We start from the raw sequence: 18180 nt of genomic DNA on the forward strand, positions 1-18180 counted from the left end.
TAGAGGATGATTGAAGCAGACCGTCTGATTAGTGCAGAAAGCACGCTGCCGGAAGATTTAGTAGACCGCGCAATCAGGCCAAAATTACTGGAAGAGTATATTGGCCAGCCGCAGGTGCGATCGCAGATGGAAATTTTCATTCAGGCCGCGAAACTGCGTGGCGACGCGCTCGACCATCTGCTGATTTTTGGCCCACCGGGGCTGGGTAAAACCACGTTGGCTAATATTGTCGCCAATGAAATGGGCGTGAATTTGCGTACGACCTCCGGCCCGGTGCTGGAGAAAGCAGGCGATTTGGCGGCGATGCTAACGAATCTCGAACCGCATGATGTGCTGTTTATCGATGAAATCCATCGACTGTCACCCGTGGTGGAAGAGGTGCTCTATCCGGCGATGGAGGATTATCAGCTCGATATCATGATTGGCGAAGGCCCGGCGGCGCGCTCGATTAAAATTGATTTGCCGCCCTTTACGCTGATTGGTGCGACCACACGGGCGGGGTCATTAACATCACCGCTGCGCGACCGTTTCGGTATCGTTCAACGTCTTGAGTTTTACCAGGTGCCTGACCTGCAACATATTGTTGGTCGTAGCGCTCGCTTTATGGGGCTTGAGATGAGCGAAGAGGGCGCGCTGGAAGTGGCGCGCCGCGCGCGTGGTACGCCGCGAATCGCCAACCGCCTGCTGCGTCGCGTTCGCGACTTCGCGGAAGTGAAGCATGATGGCACCATTTCAGCGGATATCGCCGCGCAGGCGCTGGATATGCTCAATGTCGATGCGGAAGGCTTTGATTATATGGACCGCAAGCTGCTGCTGGCGGTGATCGATAAATTCTTCGGCGGCCCGGTAGGGTTAGATAACCTGGCGGCGGCAATTGGCGAAGAGCGGGAAACCATTGAAGATGTGCTGGAGCCCTACCTGATTCAGCAGGGCTTTCTGCAACGTACGCCGCGAGGACGTATGGCGACGGTGCGCGCCTGGAATCACTTTGGCATTACGCCACCGGAAATGCCCTGAGAACCGTGTCGGATAGCGATGCTCGCGCATCTTATCCGACCTGCACAACCGTATTCCCAGGCCGGATAAGGCGAAGCCGCATCCGGCGTCTCAACGGCTCACTGAGCCTGCTTTTTCATCATACTGAAAATAAACAGCACTGCTGCACACAGGACGACTGACGGGCCAGCCGGTGTATCATAAAACGCCGAGAAGGTCAGGCCACCGGTAACCGCAATCATCCCTACGCCAACGGCGATGCTCGCCATTTGCTCCGGCGTTCGTGCAAAACGACGCGCCGTCGCGGCAGGGATAATCAACAATGACGTGATAATCAATGCGCCGACAAACTTCATTGCCACGCCGATGGTTAACGCCGTCACCAGCATCAACAGCAGCTTCACGCGCTGAAGCTTGACGCCATCAACAAACGCCAGGTCCGGGCTGATAGTCAGCGACAGCAGGTTACGCCACTGCCAGAAGAGGATTGCGAGCACTATAACGACGCCAATGGCAATGGAAATCAGATCTTCTGGCGTCACCGCCAGCAAATCACCAAACAAATACGCCATCAGATCCACGCGGATATTCGACATCAGGCTGACAACCACCAGACCCAGCGACAGCGCACTGTGGGCCATAATCCCCAACAAGGTATCGACCGCAAGGTGAGGGCGTTTTTCCAGCCATACCAGCCCGCCGGCTAAAAACAGCGTCACGGCGATAACAGCATAGAAGGGATTCACATCCAACAGTAACCCAAACGCCACACCTAATAATGACGCATGGGCGAGCGTGTCACCGAAATAGGACATGCGGCGCCAGACCACAAACGAACCCAGCGGGCCAGCGGCGCACGCCAGCATCATCCCGGCCAGCCAGCCGGGCAGTAACAATTCAATCATGAGTGACCATTTCCCCGACGCAAAACGATACGACCCTGTAAATCGTGGCGATGGTTATGCTGATGACGGTAGATACCCAGTTGTTCTGCGCCTCGCGGGCCGAACATGGAGATAAATTCAGGGTGCATAGACACCACGTCCGGCGTGCCGGAACAGCAAATGTGATGATTCAGGCATAAAACTTCGTCAGTTTTTGCCATCACCAGATGCAGATCGTGCGAAACCATCAGCACCGCACAGTCCAGTTCCTGACGCAGCTGGTTAATCAGATCATACAGCGCGACCTGACCGTTAACGTCGACGCCCTGCGTCGGTTCATCCAGTACCAGCAATTGCGGGCTGTTGAGCAGCGCACGCGCCAGCAGAACGCGTTGCGTCTCGCCACCGGAGAGTTTCTGCATCGGGGCGTTAAGTAAATGACCGGCCTGTACACGCTTCAGCGCCGGAAGGATATCCGCTTTTTTAGTTGCCGGGTGCAGGCGTAAAAAACGCTCTACGGTTAATGGCAGTGTGGCATCAAGGTGTAATTTCTGCGGCACGTAACCGATGCGCAATTTGCTTTCGCGCTTGATCACGCCTTCATTGGGTGCTACCAGCCCTAATACCACGCGTACCAGTGTCGACTTACCCGCTCCGTTCGGTCCGAGCAACGTCAAAATGCGTCCTGGCCTGAGAGCCAGTGAAATGTCAGACAGCACGCGGCGCTGGCCGAATGAGACCGAAACATTTTCCAGTGTTACAAGATTCGTCATAGCAATTAAGGGTTGCACAAGTGAGTGAATGTTATAATATCACATTCCACTTATTCATTACGATTATCAGACGCATTATGTTACAGAAAAATACGCTTCTTTTCGCTGCTTTATCGATTGCGTTGAGCGGTGCCGCCGTTCAGCGTGCTGACGCGGCTGTTGTCGCTTCCCTCAAACCGCTTGGATTTATCGCTTCAGCTATCACCGATGGCGTCACCGAAACGCAGGTTTTACTCCCTGACGGCGCGTCTGAGCATGATTATTCGTTGCGTCCTTCAGATGTAAAACGCTTACAGAACGCGGACTTAGTCGTGTGGATTGGGCCGGAAATGGAAGCTTTCATGAATAAGTCAGCGCAAAGCATTTCCGATAAAAATAAAGTCACCGTTGCCCAGCTTGATGGTGTGAAACCGTTGCTCATGAAAGGCGGTGATGACGACGATCATGACCATGAGGGTGACCACGATCACGCAGCCCATGAGAATGAAAAAGGTGACGCACATCACCATCACGGCGACTACAACATGCATCTGTGGCTCTCGCCAGAGATAGCGCGGCTGTCAGCGGTTGCAATCCATGACAAATTAGTGGAACTTATGCCGCAGAGTCGAGCCAAACTCGACGCCAACCTGAAGGATTTTGAGGCACAATTAGCCGCAGCCGATAAAGAGGTTGGCAACGAGCTGGCACCGCTGAAAGGGAAGGGGTATTTCGTTTTTCATGATGCCTATGGCTATTATGAAAAACAGTACGGTTTAACGCCGCTTGGCCACTTTACCGTAAACCCTGAAATCCAACCCGGTGCGCAGCGTTTACATCAAATCAGAACACAGTTGGTTGAGCAAAAAGCAACCTGCGTTTTTGCTGAGCCACAGTTCAGGCCAGCGGTCGTTGAAGCGGTGGCCCGGGGAACTTCTGTGCGTATGGGCACGTTAGATCCTCTGGGTACGAACATTCAATTGAGCAAAGAGAGTTACGCGACGTTTCTTCGTCAACTCGCGAACCAATATTCGAGCTGCCTGAAAGGAGATTAATGAGGAAGTGAATACGTGCAACAGATAGCCCGCTCTGTCGCCCTGGCGTTTAACAATTTGCCGCGACCCCACCGCGTTATGCTGGGGTCGTTGACAGTCCTGACTTTAGCGGTCGCCGTATGGCGACCATACGTTTATCACCCAACATCCAGCCCGATCGTGCGCACCATCGAGCTGGAACAGAAAGAAATCCGTTCTTTATTGCCGGAAGCGAGCGAGCCTATCGACCAGGCTGCACAGGAAGATGAAGCTATTCCGCAGGATGAACTGGATGAAAAAACGGATAACCAGCATGAGTATGTTGTCTCCACAGGCGACACTCTCAGCAGCATCCTCAATCAGTATGGTATTGATATGGGTGATATCAGTCGTCTTGCGGCGGCGGATAAAGACCTACGTAATATGAAAATCGGCCAGCAGCTCTCCTGGACGCTGACGGCGGATGGCGATTTACAACAGCTCACCTGGGAAATGTCCCGTCGCGAAACCCGTACCTACGACCGCGTGGCTAACGGCTTTAAAATGAGTGCCGAGACGCAGCAGGGTGAGTGGGTGAACAGTCTGCTGAAAGGCTCTGTAGGCAGCAGCTTTGTGACCAGTGCACGTAACGCAGGCCTGACCAGCACCGAAGTGAGTGCGGTCATCAAAGCGATGCAGTGGCAGATGGACTTCCGTAAACTGAAAAAAGATGACCAGTTTGCCGTGTTGATGTCGCGAGAAATGCTTGACGGTAAGCGCGAGCAGAGCCAACTGGTCGGCGTGCGCATTCGTTCTGAAGGCAAAGACTACTACGCGATCCGCTCCGAAGACGGTAAATATTACGACCGTAACGGTACCGGGCTGGCAAAAGGATTCTTACGTTTCCCGACCGCGCGTCAGTTCCGTGTCTCTTCCAACTTTAATCCGCGGCGCCTGAACCCGGTTACTGGTCGCGTTGCACCGCACCGTGGCGTCGATTTCGCTATGCCGCAAGGCACACCAGTTCTGGCCGTGGGTGACGGTGAAGTGGTGATGGCGAAGCGTAGCGGTGCTGCGGGCTACTACGTGGCGATTCGTCATGGCCGTACTTATACCACCCGTTACATGCACCTGCGTAAAATCCTCGTGAAACCTGGGCAGAAAATTAAGCGTGGCGATCGTATAGCGCTTTCCGGTAATACCGGACGTTCTACCGGCCCACACCTGCACTACGAAGTGTGGATCAACCAGCAGGCGGTGAACCCGCTGACAGCGAAACTGCCGCGTACGGAAGGTCTGACCGGCTCCGATCGTACGGATTATCTGGCGCAGGTTAAACAGGTACTTCCGCAACTGCGTTTTGATTAATTTCGCTTGATTTATAGGCAATTAAAGCCGGTGTACTCAGCGTCACCGGCTTTTTCTTTTGTGTGAAACAGAGCGCCTCGCTAAACTATCGGTAATCGTTTCGCACCAGAAGCGCTCTTCATGGAATAAGCATGGAAACAACCAAAAAGAACAGTGAATACATTCCTGAATTTGAAAAAGAGTTTCGTCATCCCAAGAACTGGGGGGCGTGGCTGGGCGTGTTCGCCTTTGCGGGTGCCGCGTGTTTACCCGCGAAAGTTCGCGACCCCTTACTGGGTACGCTTGGCCGGTTAGCCGGGCGTCTGGGTAAAAGCGCTCGTCGCCGCGCGCAAATCAACCTGCGTTACTGCTTCCCGGATAAAAGCGACGCGGAAGTCGAAGCTATCATTGATGGTATGTATACCACTGCCCCGCAGGCAATGGCGATGATGGCTGAACTGGCGATGCGCGGCCCAGAAAAAATTCTGCCGCGTGTCGACTGGCAGGGCAAAGAGATCATCGATGAGATGCACGTGAAGGGCGAGAACGTCATTTTCCTCGTGCCGCACGGCTGGGGTGTAGATATCCCGGCGATGTTGATGGCGTCACAGGGGCAGAAAATGGCCGCCATGTTCCACAATCAGGGCAACAAAGTTTTTGATTACGTGTGGAATACCGTGCGCCGTCGTTTTGGTGGCCGTCTGCATGCGCGTAATGACGGTATTAAGCCGTTTATTCAGTCGGTGCGTCAGGGCTACTGGGGATACTATCTGCCGGATCAGGATCATGGCCCGGAGCACAGCGAATTTGTCGATTTCTTCGCAACCTATAAAGCCACACTGCCGGCGATTGGTCGTCTGATGAAGGTATGCCGTGCGCGCGTTGTCCCGCTATTCCCGGTCTATGATGGCAAAACGCATCGTTTAACTATTCTGGTGCGCCCGCCGATGGACGATCTACTGGAAGCAGACGATCGCACTATTGCGCGCCGCATGAATGAAGAAGTGGAGATTTTTGTCGGCCCGCATCCTGAGCAGTACACGTGGATTCTGAAACTGCTGAAAACGCGCAAGCCTGGCGATATTAAGCCCTATAAACCGAGCGAGAGATATCCGTAGTAGTTTTAGACACGTAACCTATCCCGTAGGCCTGATAAGCGAAGCGCCATCAGGCAATTTACAGCCAGCTCGTTGCCAAAAAAAGGCCTCTTCCTATGAAGAGGCCTTTGTTCTGGTAAAAGATAATTTTTATTCGACGGTCAAAATACGCGTGGTGTTGGTGGAACCCACGGTATCCATCACGTCGCCCTGAGTCACAATCACCAGATCACCGGCAACCAGATAGCCTTTGTCGCGCAGCAGATTAACGGCTTCATGGGCCGCCGCAACGCCGTCGCTTTCGCTATCGAAATGAACCGGAGTCACGCCGCGATACAGCGCGGTCAGGTTCAGGGTGCGCTCATGGCGAGACATGGCGAAAATCGGCAGACCGGAGGTGATACGTGACGTCATCAGCGCGGTACGGCCAGATTCGGTCATGGTGATGATAGCGCTGACGCCTTTCAGGTGGTTTGCCGCGTACATGGCAGACATCGCAATCGCTTCTTCCACATTGTCGAACTGTACGTCCAGGCGGTGCTTAGAAACGTTGATGCTGGGGATTTTTTCCGCACCCAGGCACACGCGCGCCATTGCCGCGACAGTTTCAGACGGATACTGGCCGGCTGCGGTTTCTGCAGAGAGCATCACCGCATCGGTACCATCCAGCACGGCGTTCGCCACGTCCATGACTTCCGCACGAGTTGGCATCGGGTTGGTGATCATCGATTCCATCATCTGGGTGGCGGTGATCACGGCACGGTTCAGCTGACGTGCGCGACGAATCAATGCTTTCTGAATACCCACCAGTTCCGGGTCGCCGATTTCAACGCCCAGATCGCCACGCGCCACCATCACCACGTCGGAGGCCAGAATGATGTCATCCATCGCGTCCTGGCTGCACACGGCTTCCGCACGTTCGACTTTCGCCACAATTTTCGCATCGCAGCCTGCTTCGCGTGCCAGACGACGAGCGTAGTTCAGATCTTCGCCACAGCGCGGGAAGGAGACCGCAAGATAGTCGACCGCGATTTTTGCCGCTGTGACGATATCTGCTTTGTCTTTGTCTGTCAGGGCTTCGGCAGAGAGGCCACCGCCCAGTTTGTTGATACCTTTGTTATTGGAAAGCGGGCCGCCGACGGTTACTTCGGTGAACACTTTCATGCCCTGAACTTCCAGCACTTTCAGCTGCACGCGACCATCGTCGAGCAGCAGAATGTCGCCCGGAACCACGTCCGCAGGCAGACCTTTATAGTCGATACCGACTTTTTCTTTATCGCCTTCACCTTTACCCAGGTTAGCGTCGAGCAGGAATTTATCGCCGATGTTGAGGAAAACTTTACCTTCTTTGAAGGTTGATACACGAATTTTTGGCCCCTGAAGATCGCCTAAAATAGCCACATGACGACCCAGTTTCGCCGCGATTTCGCGTACTTTATCTGCGCGAAGTTTATGATCTTCCGGCGTGCCGTGAGAGAAGTTCATTCGTACAACGTTGGCGCCTGCGGCAATCACTTTCTCAAGATTATTGTCGCGGTCAGTGGCCGGCCCTAACGTGGTAACGATTTTGGTTCTGCGAAGCCTTCTGGACATGTAATACTCCGTTAACTTAAACAACCAGGTGTTGCGTGAACATGGATTCGGCTCCTGAAAGGTAGCACTGCGAATGCAGTGTTAACGCCGAATGACTAATCAGTAGTGCCTTTACGATTTTTAATGGTTATCGCTGTGTGTCATACGTTCTTTATCAAACCGCGATTCCTTTAACGCTTCTTTGACTCGCTTCAAGTTATCCCTGAATTTCGCGCCCCGGCGTAGCGTAAAACCGGTGGCCAGCACGTCGATAACCGTCAGTTGCGCCAGCCTGGAAACCATAGGCATATAAACATCAGTGTCTTCAGGAACGTCGAGCGTAATGGCAAGGGTGGCTTCGCGCGCGAGCGGCGTGTTTGCCGACGTCAGCGCAATCACCATGGCATCGTTTTCACGCGCCAGTTGTGCCAGCTCCACCAGACTTTTCGTTCTGCCAGTATGTGAAATGAGCACCACAACGTCATCTTCGCCGCAATTCATACAGCTCATGCGTTGCAGGACGATGTCATCGGAATAGACCACCGGAACGTTGAATCGGAAAAATTTGTTCATGGCGTCGTGGGCGACGGCGGCGGAAGAGCCCAGCCCGAAGAAGGCGATACGTTTGGCCTGGGTAAGCAGATCGACCGCCCGATTTACTGCCGACATCTCCAGCGACTGACGCACGTGCGCCAGGCTTGCCATCGCAGATTCAAATATTTTCCCGGTGTAGGCTTCTACGCTGTCATCTTCATCCACATTACGATTAACATACGGTGTACCGTTGGCAAGGCTTTGGGCAAGATGAAGCTTAAAATCAGGGAAGCCGCGCGTTTCCAGGCTGCGGCAAAAACGGTTAACCGTCGGCTCGCTGACCTCGGCTTCCAGCGCCAGCGCTGCGATACTCGAATGGATAGCCTGCTCTGGCGCGGCAAGGATCACCTCCGCCACTTTACGTTCGGATTTGCTAAGGTTTTCCAGTTGCGACTGAATTTTTTCCAGCATGTTCATCGTGATGGGGCGCTCATTGATTGAAACGATTCCATTAATGGGTGAAATCTGCAGGCGTTTTAGCAAGAATATACCCCTCAAGGTTGATGAAAGGGGATAAACAACAGCAAAAAATGTTGTTTTTTTTCATAACATGATCAACGTCGAATTTTTGCATTCTAGAACAGGGCGAAAGAACGAACAAAATTAGGGCTTTGCCCAGATGCCAGGCCGCAGATATTTCCATTTGTGCGGTCTAAGGCGGTAAAAGGTTTCGGTAAGTTAGTAAACACAGTACAGTGCGGTGTAATAAAATTACAACTGTAGCCTGGCATAAGAACCAGGAAATACAACTGAGGAGAATGACATGGCGGTAACGCAAACGGCCCAGGCATGCGATCTGGTCATTTTCGGCGCGAAAGGTGACCTGGCGCGTCGTAAATTGTTGCCTTCCCTGTATCAGCTTGAAAAAGCCGGTCAGATCAATCCTGAAACCCGCATTATCGGTGTAGGGCGCGCGGATTGGGACAAAGAGGCGTACACCAAAGTAGTACGCGAGGCGCTCGAAACCTTCATGAAGGAGAAAATTGATGAAGGTTTGTGGGAGACCCTGAGTGGCCGCCTGGATTTCTGCAATCTGGATGTCAACGATACCAGCGCCTTCAGCCGCCTTGGCGCGATGCTGGATCAGAAAAACCGTGTCACCATTAACTATTTCGCGATGCCGCCAAATACGTTCGGCGCGATTTGCAAAGGGTTAGGTGAAGCGAAGCTGAACGCCAAGCCTGCGCGTGTGGTGATGGAAAAACCATTGGGTACTTCGCTTGCCACTTCGCGTGAAATCAACGACCAGGTGGGCGAATACTTTGAAGAGTGCCAGGTTTACCGTATCGACCACTACCTGGGTAAAGAAACGGTTCTGAACCTGCTGGCGCTGCGCTTTGCGAACTCTCTGTTTGTGAATAACTGGGATAACCGCACCATCGATCACGTGGAAATCACCGTAGCGGAAGAAGTCGGTATCGAAGGCCGTTGGGGTTACTTCGACCAGGCCGGTCAGATGCGCGATATGATTCAGAACCACCTGCTGCAGATTCTGTGCATGATTGCGATGTCGCCGCCGTCCGATCTGACTGCTGACAGCATTCGCGATGCCAAAGTAAAAGTACTGAAATCCCTGCGTCGTATCGACCGTTCTAACGTGCGTGAAAAAACCGTACGCGGTCAGTACACCTCAGGCTTTGCTCAGGGCAAAAAAGTGCCGGGCTATCTGGAAGAAGAGGGTGCCAACAAGCAGAGCAATACAGAAACGTTTGTCGCTATTCGCGTTGATATCGACAACTGGCGCTGGGCAGGCGTGCCGTTCTACCTGCGCACCGGTAAACGACTGCCGACAAAATGCTCTGAAGTCGTGGTGTACTTTAAAAACCCGGAACTCAATCTGTTTAAAGAGTCCTGGCAGGAGCTGCCGCAGAATAAACTGACGATTCGTCTGCAACCAGATGAAGGTGTGGATATTCAGGTGCTGAACAAGGTGCCGGGTCTGGACCACAAACATAATCTGCAGATCACCAAGCTGGATCTGAGCTACTCCGAAACCTTCAATCAAACGCACCTGGCGGATGCCTACGAGCGCCTGCTGCTGGAAACCATGCGCGGGATTCAGGCGCTGTTCGTGCGTCGCGATGAAGTGGAAGAGGCGTGGAAGTGGGTCGACTCCATCACTGAAGCGTGGGCAGCCGATCAGGATCCGCCGAAACCGTATCAGGCTGGCACCTGGGGGCCGGTGGCGTCCGTGGCCATGATCACCCGCGATGGCCGTTCCTGGAACGAGTTTGAGTGAGGAAATCCGGTAATCCCATTGGGGTATTTTACCGGTAACATGATCTAACACAGCATGTAGTGCTATTTTTATGCATTTAAGCCCCGGGTGGATTCACCCCCGGGGCTTTTTTTATTACACTATCTTCAGATGTTTGCCCCTGAGCTACAGAATACGGGGGTTTTGTGGCAGAAAGTGCTAATCAAAACCTTATGTCGCTGGAGCCTGGACAGAAAAATTTTGAGGAGCTTTTATGAATCCTGTGTTGTTACGCGTAACAAATCGCATTATCGACCGCTCGCGCGATACCCGTTCTGCCTACCTTGAACGCATCAAGCGTGCGAAGACAGAAACCGTTCATCGCTCCCAGCTGGCCTGCGGTAACCTGGCACACGGTTTTGCGGCTTGCGGCGCAGAGGATAAAGCCTCGCTGAAAAGCATGCTGCGTAACAATATTGCGATCATCACCTCCTATAACGACATGCTCTCTGCGCACCAGCCGTATGAGCATTATCCGGATATCATTCGTAAAGCGCTGCACAGCGTTAGCGCTGTCGGTCAGGTTGCGGGCGGCGTGCCGGCGATGTGCGATGGCGTAACCCAGGGCCAGGATGGGATGGAGCTTTCCCTGCTGAGCCGCGAAGTGATTGCGATGTCTGCGGCGGTGGGCCTGTCCCACAATATGTTTGACGGCGCCCTGTATCTCGGCGTTTGCGATAAAATCGTCCCAGGGCTTGTTATGGCGGCGCTCTCGTTCGGTCACCTGCCGTCCGTCTTCATTCCGTCAGGCCCGATGGCCAGCGGCCTGCCGAATAAAGAAAAAGTCCGTATTCGTCAGCTCTATGCGGAAGGCAAAGTTGATCGTAACGCGCTGCTGGAATCCGAAGCGGCTTCCTACCATGCGCCGGGTACCTGTACGTTCTACGGCACCGCGAACACTAACCAGATGGTTATTGAGTTCATGGGGATGCAGCTACCAGGTTCTTCATTTGTCCACCCGGACGCACCGCTGCGTGAAGAACTGACTGCGGCTGCTGCCCGTCAGGTGACCCGCATGACCGGTAACGGTAACGAATGGATGCCGCTTGGTCAGATGATCGACGAAAAAGTGGTGGTCAACGGTATCGTTGCGCTGCTGGCAACCGGTGGCTCCACCAACCACACCATGCACCTGGTCGCCATGGCGCGTGCTGCCGGCATCATCATCAACTGGGATGACTTCTCTGAAATCTCCGACGTTGTGCCGCTGATGGCGCGTCTGTATCCGAACGGCCCGGCGGATATTAACCACTTCCAGGCGGCGGGCGGTGTGCCGGTGCTGGTGCGTGAACTGCTGAAAGGCGGCTTGCTGCACGAAGACGTAAATACCGTGGCGGGCTTCGGTCTGTCTCACTACACCATGGAGCCGTGGCTGAACAACGGTAAGCTGGACTGGCGTGAAGGCGCGACCGCGTCTCTGGATGAAAACATCATCGCCTCCTTCGACAAACCGTTCTCCAAACATGGCGGTACTAAAGTACTGAGCGGCAACCTTGGCCGTGCGGTGATGAAAACCTCCGCTGTCCCGGTAGAAAACCAGGTTATTGAAGCGCCAGCCGTGGTCTTTGAGAGCCAGCATGACGTACTGCCTGCCTTCGAAGCGGGTCTTTTGGATAAAGATTGCGTGGTTGTTGTGCGTCATCAGGGGCCAAAAGCGAACGGAATGCCAGAATTACATAAACTCATGCCGCCACTTGGTGTATTATTGGACCGCTGTTTCAAAATTGCGTTAGTAACCGATGGACGACTCTCTGGTGCATCAGGTAAAGTGCCGTCAGCAATTCATGTCACCCCGGAAGCCTACGATGGTGGCTTGCTGGCAAAAGTACGTGACGGCGATATGATCCGTGTCAACGGGCAGACCGGCGAATTAACGCTGCTGGTCGATGAGGCCGAACTGACCGCACGTCAACCGCACATTCCTGACATGAGCGCCTCCCGTATCGGTACTGGCCGCGAAATGTTCAGCGCGCTGCGCGAGAATCTTTCCGGCGCAGAGCAGGGCGCAACCTGCATCACATTTTAAGATGATACGTTTTTAGATCTGGCGAGAGAATAATCTGATGAAAAACTGGAAAACCACTGCAGAAGCAATCCTGACGACTGGCCCTGTTGTACCGGTTATCGTAGTGAACAAGCTGGAACACGCTGTGCCGATGGCAAAAGCGCTGGTTGCAGGCGGTGTACGCGTGCTGGAAGTGACTCTGCGTACCGCGTGTGCAATGGACGCTATCTGCGCGATTGCTAAAGAAGTGCCGGACGCTATCGTGGGTGCGGGTACTGTCACTAACCCACAGCAGTTGAAAGAAGTCACCGAAGCAGGTGCGCAGTTCGCTATCAGCCCGGGCCTGACTGACTCTCTGCTGAAAGCAGCAACCGAAGGTACTATCCCGCTGATCCCGGGTATTAGTTCTGTTTCTGAACTGATGCTGGGTATGGATCACGGTCTGAAAGAGTTCAAATTCTTCCCGGCCGAAGCAAACGGCGGCGTGAAAGCGCTGCAGGCGATTGCAGGTCCGTTCTCTCAGGTTCGTTTCTGCCCGACTGGCGGTATCTCGCTGAAAAACTGCCGCGACTACCTGGCGCTGAAAAGCGTTCTGTGCGTCGGGGGTTCCTGGCTGGTTCCGGCGGATGCGCTGGAAGCAGGCGACTACGATCGCATTACCAAACTGGCTCGTGAAGCCGTAGAGACTGCAACGCTGTAATCGCGTGACCATGCCGGGTGGCACTGCGTTTACCCGGCCTGCAATATCTTGAATGTGCAACACTTTGTAGGCCGGATAAGGCTTTACGCCGTATCCGGCAAGAACAAAGCGCACGTTGCAAGCAACCAGAAGCGGGCCCAATGGCCCGCTTTTTTATCCCTTCACTATCACTGCTGCGGCGGCCGTTTTAGCCCGCTCGATGGCGTCATCAACCGAATCGCCTGTCGCCAGCGCCACGCCCATTCGACGCGTACCGTCGATTTCAGGTTTAGCAAACAGTCGAACCTGCAGGCCCGCACCTACCGCACTATTAACGTTATCAAAGGTAATGTTCTGGCTCTGTAAACGCGGCAAAATAACCGCTGAGGCCGACGGGCCGTACTGGCGAATCGCGCCAACCGGAAGGCCCAGGAATGCGCGGACATGCAGGGCGAACTCGGAGAGGTCTTGTGAAATCAGCGTCACCATCCCGGTGTCATGCGGGCGTGGGGACACCTCGCTGAAAATAACCTCATCGCCACAGACAAACAGCTCCACACCAAACAAGCCATGGCCGCCCAGCGCCAGCACGACGTCGCGAGCGATAGCCTGCGCACGTTCCAGCGCGAGTGGACTCATCTGCTGCGGCTGCCATGACTCACGATAATCGCCCTCTTCCTGACGGTGACCGACCGGCGCACAGAAGTGAACGCCATCAACCGCGCTCACCGTCAGCAGGGTGATTTCAAAATCAAAATTCACCACGCCTTCGACGATGACACGCCCCGCGCCCGCACGGCCACCCTGCTGGGCATACTGCCAGGCGTCGGCGAGCTGCGCTTCGCTGCGGATAAAACTCTGACCCTTGCCGGATGAACTCATCACCGGTTTGATGATGCAGGGCAGGCCAATTTCCGTGACGGCATCACGGAACGCAGCTTCGCTATCGGCGAAGCGATATGCCGACGTGGGAAGCTTGAGTTCTTCGGCAGCCAGGCGGCGAATGCCTTCACGGTTCATGGTCAGCTGCGTGGCGCGCGCACAGGGCACAACGTTCTGGCCCTGACGTTCCAGCTCAACCAGCATGTCGGTCGCGATGGCTTCGATTTCCGGCACGATGAAATGCGGTTTTTCAGCGTCGACCAGCGCTTTCAGCGCCTGGCCATCCAACATGTTAATCACGTGCGAGCGGTGAGCGACATGCATGGCTGGCGCATCGGCATAGCGATCGACAGCAATCACTTCGATTCCCAGTCGCTGGCACTCAATGGCAACCTCTTTTCCGAGTTCGCCAGAACCTAATAGCATTACGCGCGTCGCCGCAGGACGCAGGGCTGTGCCTAGTAAAGTCATTGCATCTTCCATCGTCTGTCAAAATTTCGCGCATTATAAACGAAAACGTTTGCGTCTGTCTTGCTGTCGGCGTTAACCCGGCGCTATCGCCTTAAATTTGCGCATCTTTATGCGCAGCAGACATATCCTGACAAGCGCTCACTTACGCTGGAAGCGTCGCAAAATATTACTGGAGGTCATATGTCTGGCTGGCTTAATCAACTGCAATCGCTGCTAGGGCAAAAATCGGGTGAGGGAAAGAAAGATCTCAGCCAAATGTTGGTGCCTGGCGCACTGGGCGGGCTGGCGGGGTTGCTGGTCGCCAGTAAATCCTCGCGCAAAATGCTGGCGAAATACGGCACCGGGGCGCTGCTCGTTGGCGGTGGCGCGGTGGCTGGCAGCGTGTTATGGAACAAATATAAAGATAAGTTAAAGGGCAACCCGCAAACAGAGCAGAAATACGGTGAACCTGCCGCGCCGCTGGATGTCCGTACCGAGCGGCTGATTCTGGCGCTGGTGTTCGCTGCCAAAAGCGACGGGCATATCGATGCCAAAGAACAGGCGGCTATCGAACAGCAACTGCGCGAAGCCGGTGTTGAAGAGCAGGGGCGCGTGCTAATCGCCCAGGCTATCGAGCAGCCGCTCGACCCGCAGCGTCTGGCGCGCGATGTGCATAACGAAGAGGAAGCTTTAGAGCTTTACTTTGTAAGCTGTGCGGCGATAGATATTGATCACTTTATGGAGCGCAGTTATCTGAATGCGCTGGGTGACGCGCTGAAGCTGCCGCCAGAAGTGCGAGAAGGCATCGAGCAGGATTTGCAGCAACAAAAACAGCAACTTTAAACGTCTTGTCACAGGTTTCGCTTGCATCGTCGTTTAATTTGTCCACCCTTATAGGGTGTGACTAATACAGAAGAACAATGACATGCCGCCAAAAGCGAAACGAATTCCACACGCCATGACGCTTCATGGCGATACGCGTATCGACAACTATTTCTGGCTGCGCGACGACAATCGCGCAGAGCCAGAGGTTCTCGACTATCTGCATCAGGAAAATGATTACGGAAAAAGGGTGATGGATTCACAGCGCGACCTTCAGGAGCGCGTGCTGAAGGAGATCATCGACCGTATTCCTCAGCGGGAAGAGTCTGCGCCCTATATCAAAAACGGTTATCGCTATCGCCAGATTTATGAGCCAGGCTGCGAGTACGCGATTTATCAGCGCCAGTCGGTGCAAAAAGGGGAGTGGGAACCCTGGGATCTGCTTCTCGACGCCAATCAGCGCGCCGCGCACAGCGAGTTTTATACGCTTGGCGGGCTGACGGTATCACCGGACAACGATCTGCTGGCGATCACCGAAGATTATCTTTCTCGTCGCCAGTACGGTTTGCGTTTTTGCAATTTGCGAACCGGGAACTGGTACCCTGAAGTGCTGGAGAACGTTTCTCCCGGTATTGTCTGGGTCAATGATTCACAAACGCTCTACTACGTTCGTAAGCACCCCACGACGCTTCTGCCGTGGCAGGTATGGCGCCATCGCATCGGTACGCCAGCGGCGCAGGACACGCTGGTCTATGAAGAGAAAGATGATACGTTTTATGTCAGCCTGCATAAAACATCTTCGAAACACTATGTAGTGATTGCGCTCTCCAGCGCCACGACCAGCGAAATGCGGCTTCTTGATGCTGAGCTGCCGGATGCCGAACCGATCGTGTTCCTGCCGCGTCGAAAAGATCACGAATACAGCATCGATCACTTCCAGCATCACTTCTATATTCGCTCTAACCGTGAAGGGAAAAACTTTGGTCTTTATCGTAGCCACGTGCGCGATGAGAAACAGTGGCAAACGCTGATTCCGGCACGCGATGATGTGATGCTCGAAAGTTTTACGCTTTTTACCGACTGGCTGGTGCTGGAGGAGCGTCAGCACGGCCTGACCAGCCTGCGGCAGATTAATCGCCATACGCATGAAGAGAGCGGGATTGCTTTTGATGACCCAGCCTATGTCACCTGGGTGGCCTACAATCCGGAGCCGGAAACGTCGCGTCTGCGATATGGTTATTCGTCGATGACCACGCCGGACACACTGTTTGAGCTGGATATGGACACCGGTGAGCGTCGGGTGCTGAAACAGCAGGAAGTTAAAGGCTTCGACGGTGCATGTTATCAGAGCGAACATCTGTGGATCACGGCTCGCGACGGCGTAGAGGTTCCGGTTTCGCTGGTATATCACCGTGAACATTTCCGCAAAGGAAAAAATCCGCTGCTGGTGTATGGTTACGGCTCCTACGGCGCGAGTATGGATGCTGACTTCAGCGCTAGCCGTCTGAGTCTGCTCGATCGCGGGTTCGTGTATGCCATTGCCCACGTTCGCGGCGGCGGCGAATTGGGCCAGCAGTGGTATGAAGACGGTAAATTCCTGAAGAAGATGAACACCTTCTATGACTACCTGGACGTAACGGATGCGCTGTTAGCGCAGGGCTACGGCGATGCCAGACTGTGTTATGGCATGGGCGGCAGTGCAGGCGGAATGTTAATGGGAACCGCCATTAATCTGCGTCCTGAATTGTTCCACGGTGTGGTAGCGCAGGTGCCGTTTGTGGATGTTGTGACGACGATGCTGGACGAGTCGATTCCGCTGACTACCGGAGAGTTTGAAGAGTGGGGAAATCCGCAGGATGAAACCTATTACCACTACATGAAGTCTTACAGCCCCTACGACAATGTACAGCCAAAAGCGTATCCCCATCTGCTGGTCACCACCGGGTTGCATGATTCTCAGGTGCAGTACTGGGAGCCCGCAAAATGGGTGGCGAAACTGCGTGAGCAGAAGGTCGATGATAACCTTCTGCTGCTGTGTACGGATATGGATTCCGGGCATGGCGGGAAATCGGGGCGCTTCAAAAGTTATGAAGGCGTGGCACTCGAATTCACGTTTCTGATTGCTCTCGCGCAGGGCACCTTACCCGGCAGAAACGAACGCTAAGTTATTCGCCCAGATAGTGCTTCAAGGTAAGGCGCAGTTCCGGGCTCATCCGATCCAGGTTGTTGAACAACCACCGTAAATAACCTGGATCGTTTTCTGCCACTTCCGAGACCGCTTTACCGCGATATTTCCCAAAGGTAAAGGTGCGCAGCAGCGCCGGACGCCCGGTGACGTCGACCATTTGTTCCGGCGACCAGCCAGAAACATCCATAATATCAATCAATAAAGCGGCGGTAATGTAGCAATCATACAGCGCACGGTGATGATGTAACCCCGGCGGCGTAGCGACGCTCAGTTTGCGGGATTTATACAGCGCCATGTTACTGTATTTAATACCGGGCCATAACCGACGCGCCATTTTCATGGTGCAAATCCACTCGCCGTTCATCTCTGGCAGAACACGACGGTCGAAACTGGCGTTGTGCGCGACATACCACGGGCTGCCCTGATAAAAGGGCAGCACCTCTTCAATCCACGGTTGATCGGCAACCATCTCTTCTGTAATGCGATGGATAGCCATCGCCTGTGCACTGATCGGGCGATCGGGGCGAACAAGGTGACTCATCGGGTTGGTGATTTTTCCATCTACAACATCGACAGAAGCTATCTCTACGACGCCCCCCTGAAGATCACAGGTTTCGGTATCGATCACGCGTAACATGGCTT

The 18180-nt window shown here is 54.1% G+C and carries 14 protein-coding genes and 1 pseudogene; 9 read left to right on the forward strand and 6 right to left on the reverse strand.

Translation table 11 applies throughout. From position 1 onward, the window contains the following. Nucleotides 1-6 precede the first annotated feature (6 nt). Complete coding sequence (gene ruvB, locus DBY68_RS12655; RefSeq protein ID WP_108475298.1) at nucleotides 7-1017, forward strand: Holliday junction branch migration DNA helicase RuvB; 1011 nt, start codon at nucleotides 7-9, stop codon at nucleotides 1015-1017. A 98-nt stretch (nucleotides 1018-1115) separates the two neighbouring features. Here the strand turns inward: ruvB and znuB are convergent, their stop codons facing one another. Both znuB and znuC read right to left on the reverse strand, forming a co-directional pair. Further along, nucleotides 1116-1901: a zinc ABC transporter permease subunit ZnuB gene (znuB, locus tag DBY68_RS12660; protein WP_108475299.1), complete on the reverse strand. Its 786-nt coding sequence runs from the start codon at nucleotides 1899-1901 to the stop codon at nucleotides 1116-1118. Then, nucleotides 1898-2653, reverse strand: coding sequence for a zinc ABC transporter ATP-binding protein ZnuC (gene znuC, locus DBY68_RS12665; protein WP_108475387.1), 756 nt, complete (start codon nucleotides 2651-2653; stop codon nucleotides 1898-1900). Before znuC ends, znuB begins: the two co-directional genes overlap by 4 nt. A gap of 77 nt (nucleotides 2654-2730) precedes the next feature. On the opposite strand from znuC, the gene znuA reads away from it, so the two are divergent. The 3 genes from znuA (at nucleotide 2731) to lpxM (ending at nucleotide 6110) form a co-directional block, all read left to right on the forward strand. Beyond that, entirely contained in the window at nucleotides 2731-3687 is a 957-nt protein-coding gene (gene znuA / locus DBY68_RS12670) for a zinc ABC transporter substrate-binding protein ZnuA (RefSeq protein WP_146745458.1), read from the forward strand. A 15-nt stretch (nucleotides 3688-3702) separates the two neighbouring features. Next, complete coding sequence (gene mepM / locus DBY68_RS12675; RefSeq protein ID WP_108475300.1) at nucleotides 3703-5013, forward strand: murein DD-endopeptidase MepM; 1311 nt, start codon at nucleotides 3703-3705, stop codon at nucleotides 5011-5013. 131 nt (nucleotides 5014-5144) lie between these two features. Beyond that, nucleotides 5145-6110 (forward strand): lauroyl-Kdo(2)-lipid IV(A) myristoyltransferase, encoded by a 966-nt coding sequence (gene lpxM, locus DBY68_RS12680; protein ID WP_108475301.1) that lies wholly within the window; start codon nucleotides 5145-5147, stop codon nucleotides 6108-6110. Nucleotides 6111-6239: 129 nt separating this feature from the next. Here lpxM and pyk read toward each other — a convergent pair whose 3' ends face one another. Continuing rightward, nucleotides 6240-7682: a pyruvate kinase gene (gene pyk / locus DBY68_RS12685; RefSeq protein WP_108475302.1), complete on the reverse strand. Its 1443-nt coding sequence runs from the start codon at nucleotides 7680-7682 to the stop codon at nucleotides 6240-6242. 120 nt (nucleotides 7683-7802) lie between these two features. Next, nucleotides 7803-8707 (reverse strand): annotated as a pseudogene (locus DBY68_RS12690) (MurR/RpiR family transcriptional regulator). Nucleotides 8708-9018: 311 nt separating this feature from the next. Between DBY68_RS12690 and zwf the strand changes: the two are divergent. The 3 genes from zwf (at nucleotide 9019) to DBY68_RS12710 (ending at nucleotide 13217) form a co-directional block, all read left to right on the forward strand. Beyond that, nucleotides 9019-10494 (forward strand): glucose-6-phosphate dehydrogenase, encoded by a 1476-nt coding sequence (zwf, locus tag DBY68_RS12700; protein ID WP_015964037.1) that lies wholly within the window; start codon nucleotides 9019-9021, stop codon nucleotides 10492-10494. 232 nt (nucleotides 10495-10726) lie between these two features. After that, nucleotides 10727-12538 (forward strand): phosphogluconate dehydratase, encoded by a 1812-nt coding sequence (edd, locus tag DBY68_RS12705; protein WP_108475305.1) that lies wholly within the window; start codon nucleotides 10727-10729, stop codon nucleotides 12536-12538. Nucleotides 12539-12575: 37 nt separating this feature from the next. Then, nucleotides 12576-13217 carry a bifunctional 4-hydroxy-2-oxoglutarate aldolase/2-dehydro-3-deoxy-phosphogluconate aldolase gene (locus DBY68_RS12710; protein WP_108475306.1) on the forward strand — a complete coding sequence of 214 codons (642 nt, stop codon included), beginning with the start codon at nucleotides 12576-12578 and terminating at the stop codon, nucleotides 13215-13217. A gap of 153 nt (nucleotides 13218-13370) precedes the next feature. Here the strand turns inward: DBY68_RS12710 and purT are convergent, their stop codons facing one another. Further along, nucleotides 13371-14549: a formate-dependent phosphoribosylglycinamide formyltransferase gene (gene purT / locus DBY68_RS12715; protein WP_108475307.1), complete on the reverse strand. Its 1179-nt coding sequence runs from the start codon at nucleotides 14547-14549 to the stop codon at nucleotides 13371-13373. A gap of 180 nt (nucleotides 14550-14729) precedes the next feature. Here purT and DBY68_RS12720 point away from each other — a divergent pair, with 180 nt between their 5' ends. Together DBY68_RS12720 and ptrB are read left to right on the forward strand one after the other, a co-directional pair. Then, nucleotides 14730-15371: a tellurite resistance TerB family protein gene (locus DBY68_RS12720; protein WP_108475308.1), complete on the forward strand. Its 642-nt coding sequence runs from the start codon at nucleotides 14730-14732 to the stop codon at nucleotides 15369-15371. A gap of 82 nt (nucleotides 15372-15453) precedes the next feature. Then, a complete protein-coding gene (ptrB, locus tag DBY68_RS12725; protein ID WP_108475309.1) occupies nucleotides 15454-17514 on the forward strand; it encodes an oligopeptidase B in 2061 nt (686 codons plus the stop codon). A 1-nt stretch (nucleotide 17515) separates the two neighbouring features. On the opposite strand, the gene exoX is transcribed toward ptrB, so the two are convergent. After that, on the reverse strand, nucleotides 17516-18175 hold the full coding sequence (gene exoX / locus DBY68_RS12730; protein ID WP_108475310.1) for an exodeoxyribonuclease X: 660 nt from the start codon (nucleotides 18173-18175) through the stop codon (nucleotides 17516-17518). Between the last annotated feature and the right edge of the window lie 5 nt (nucleotides 18176-18180).

The organism is Pseudocitrobacter sp. RIT415 (genome assembly GCF_003057695.2).
In the GTDB taxonomy this organism is placed as follows: Bacteria; Pseudomonadota; Gammaproteobacteria; order Enterobacterales; family Enterobacteriaceae; genus Pseudocitrobacter; species Pseudocitrobacter faecalis.

Coding starts and splice junctions, on each gene's coding strand:
- ptrB (WP_108475309.1), top strand. CDS start 15,454: ATGCCGCCAAAAGCGAAACGAATTCCACACGCCATGACGCTTCATGGC.
- znuA (WP_146745458.1), top strand. CDS start 2,731: ATGTTACAGAAAAATACGCTTCTTTTCGCTGCTTTATCGATTGCGTTG.
- DBY68_RS12720 (WP_108475308.1), top strand. CDS start 14,730: ATGTCTGGCTGGCTTAATCAACTGCAATCGCTGCTAGGGCAAAAATCG.
- pyk (WP_108475302.1), bottom strand. CDS start 7,682: ATGTCCAGAAGGCTTCGCAGAACCAAAATCGTTACCACGTTAGGGCCG.
- purT (WP_108475307.1), bottom strand. CDS start 14,549: ATGACTTTACTAGGCACAGCCCTGCGTCCTGCGGCGACGCGCGTAATG.
- exoX (WP_108475310.1), bottom strand. CDS start 18,175: ATGTTACGCGTGATCGATACCGAAACCTGTGATCTTCAGGGGGGCGTC.
- edd (WP_108475305.1), top strand. CDS start 10,727: ATGAATCCTGTGTTGTTACGCGTAACAAATCGCATTATCGACCGCTCG.
- zwf (WP_015964037.1), top strand. CDS start 9,019: ATGGCGGTAACGCAAACGGCCCAGGCATGCGATCTGGTCATTTTCGGC.
- znuC (WP_108475387.1), bottom strand. CDS start 2,653: ATGACGAATCTTGTAACACTGGAAAATGTTTCGGTCTCATTCGGCCAG.
- lpxM (WP_108475301.1), top strand. CDS start 5,145: ATGGAAACAACCAAAAAGAACAGTGAATACATTCCTGAATTTGAAAAA.
- ruvB (WP_108475298.1), top strand. CDS start 7: ATGATTGAAGCAGACCGTCTGATTAGTGCAGAAAGCACGCTGCCGGAA.
- znuB (WP_108475299.1), bottom strand. CDS start 1,901: ATGATTGAATTGTTACTGCCCGGCTGGCTGGCCGGGATGATGCTGGCG.
- DBY68_RS12710 (WP_108475306.1), top strand. CDS start 12,576: ATGAAAAACTGGAAAACCACTGCAGAAGCAATCCTGACGACTGGCCCT.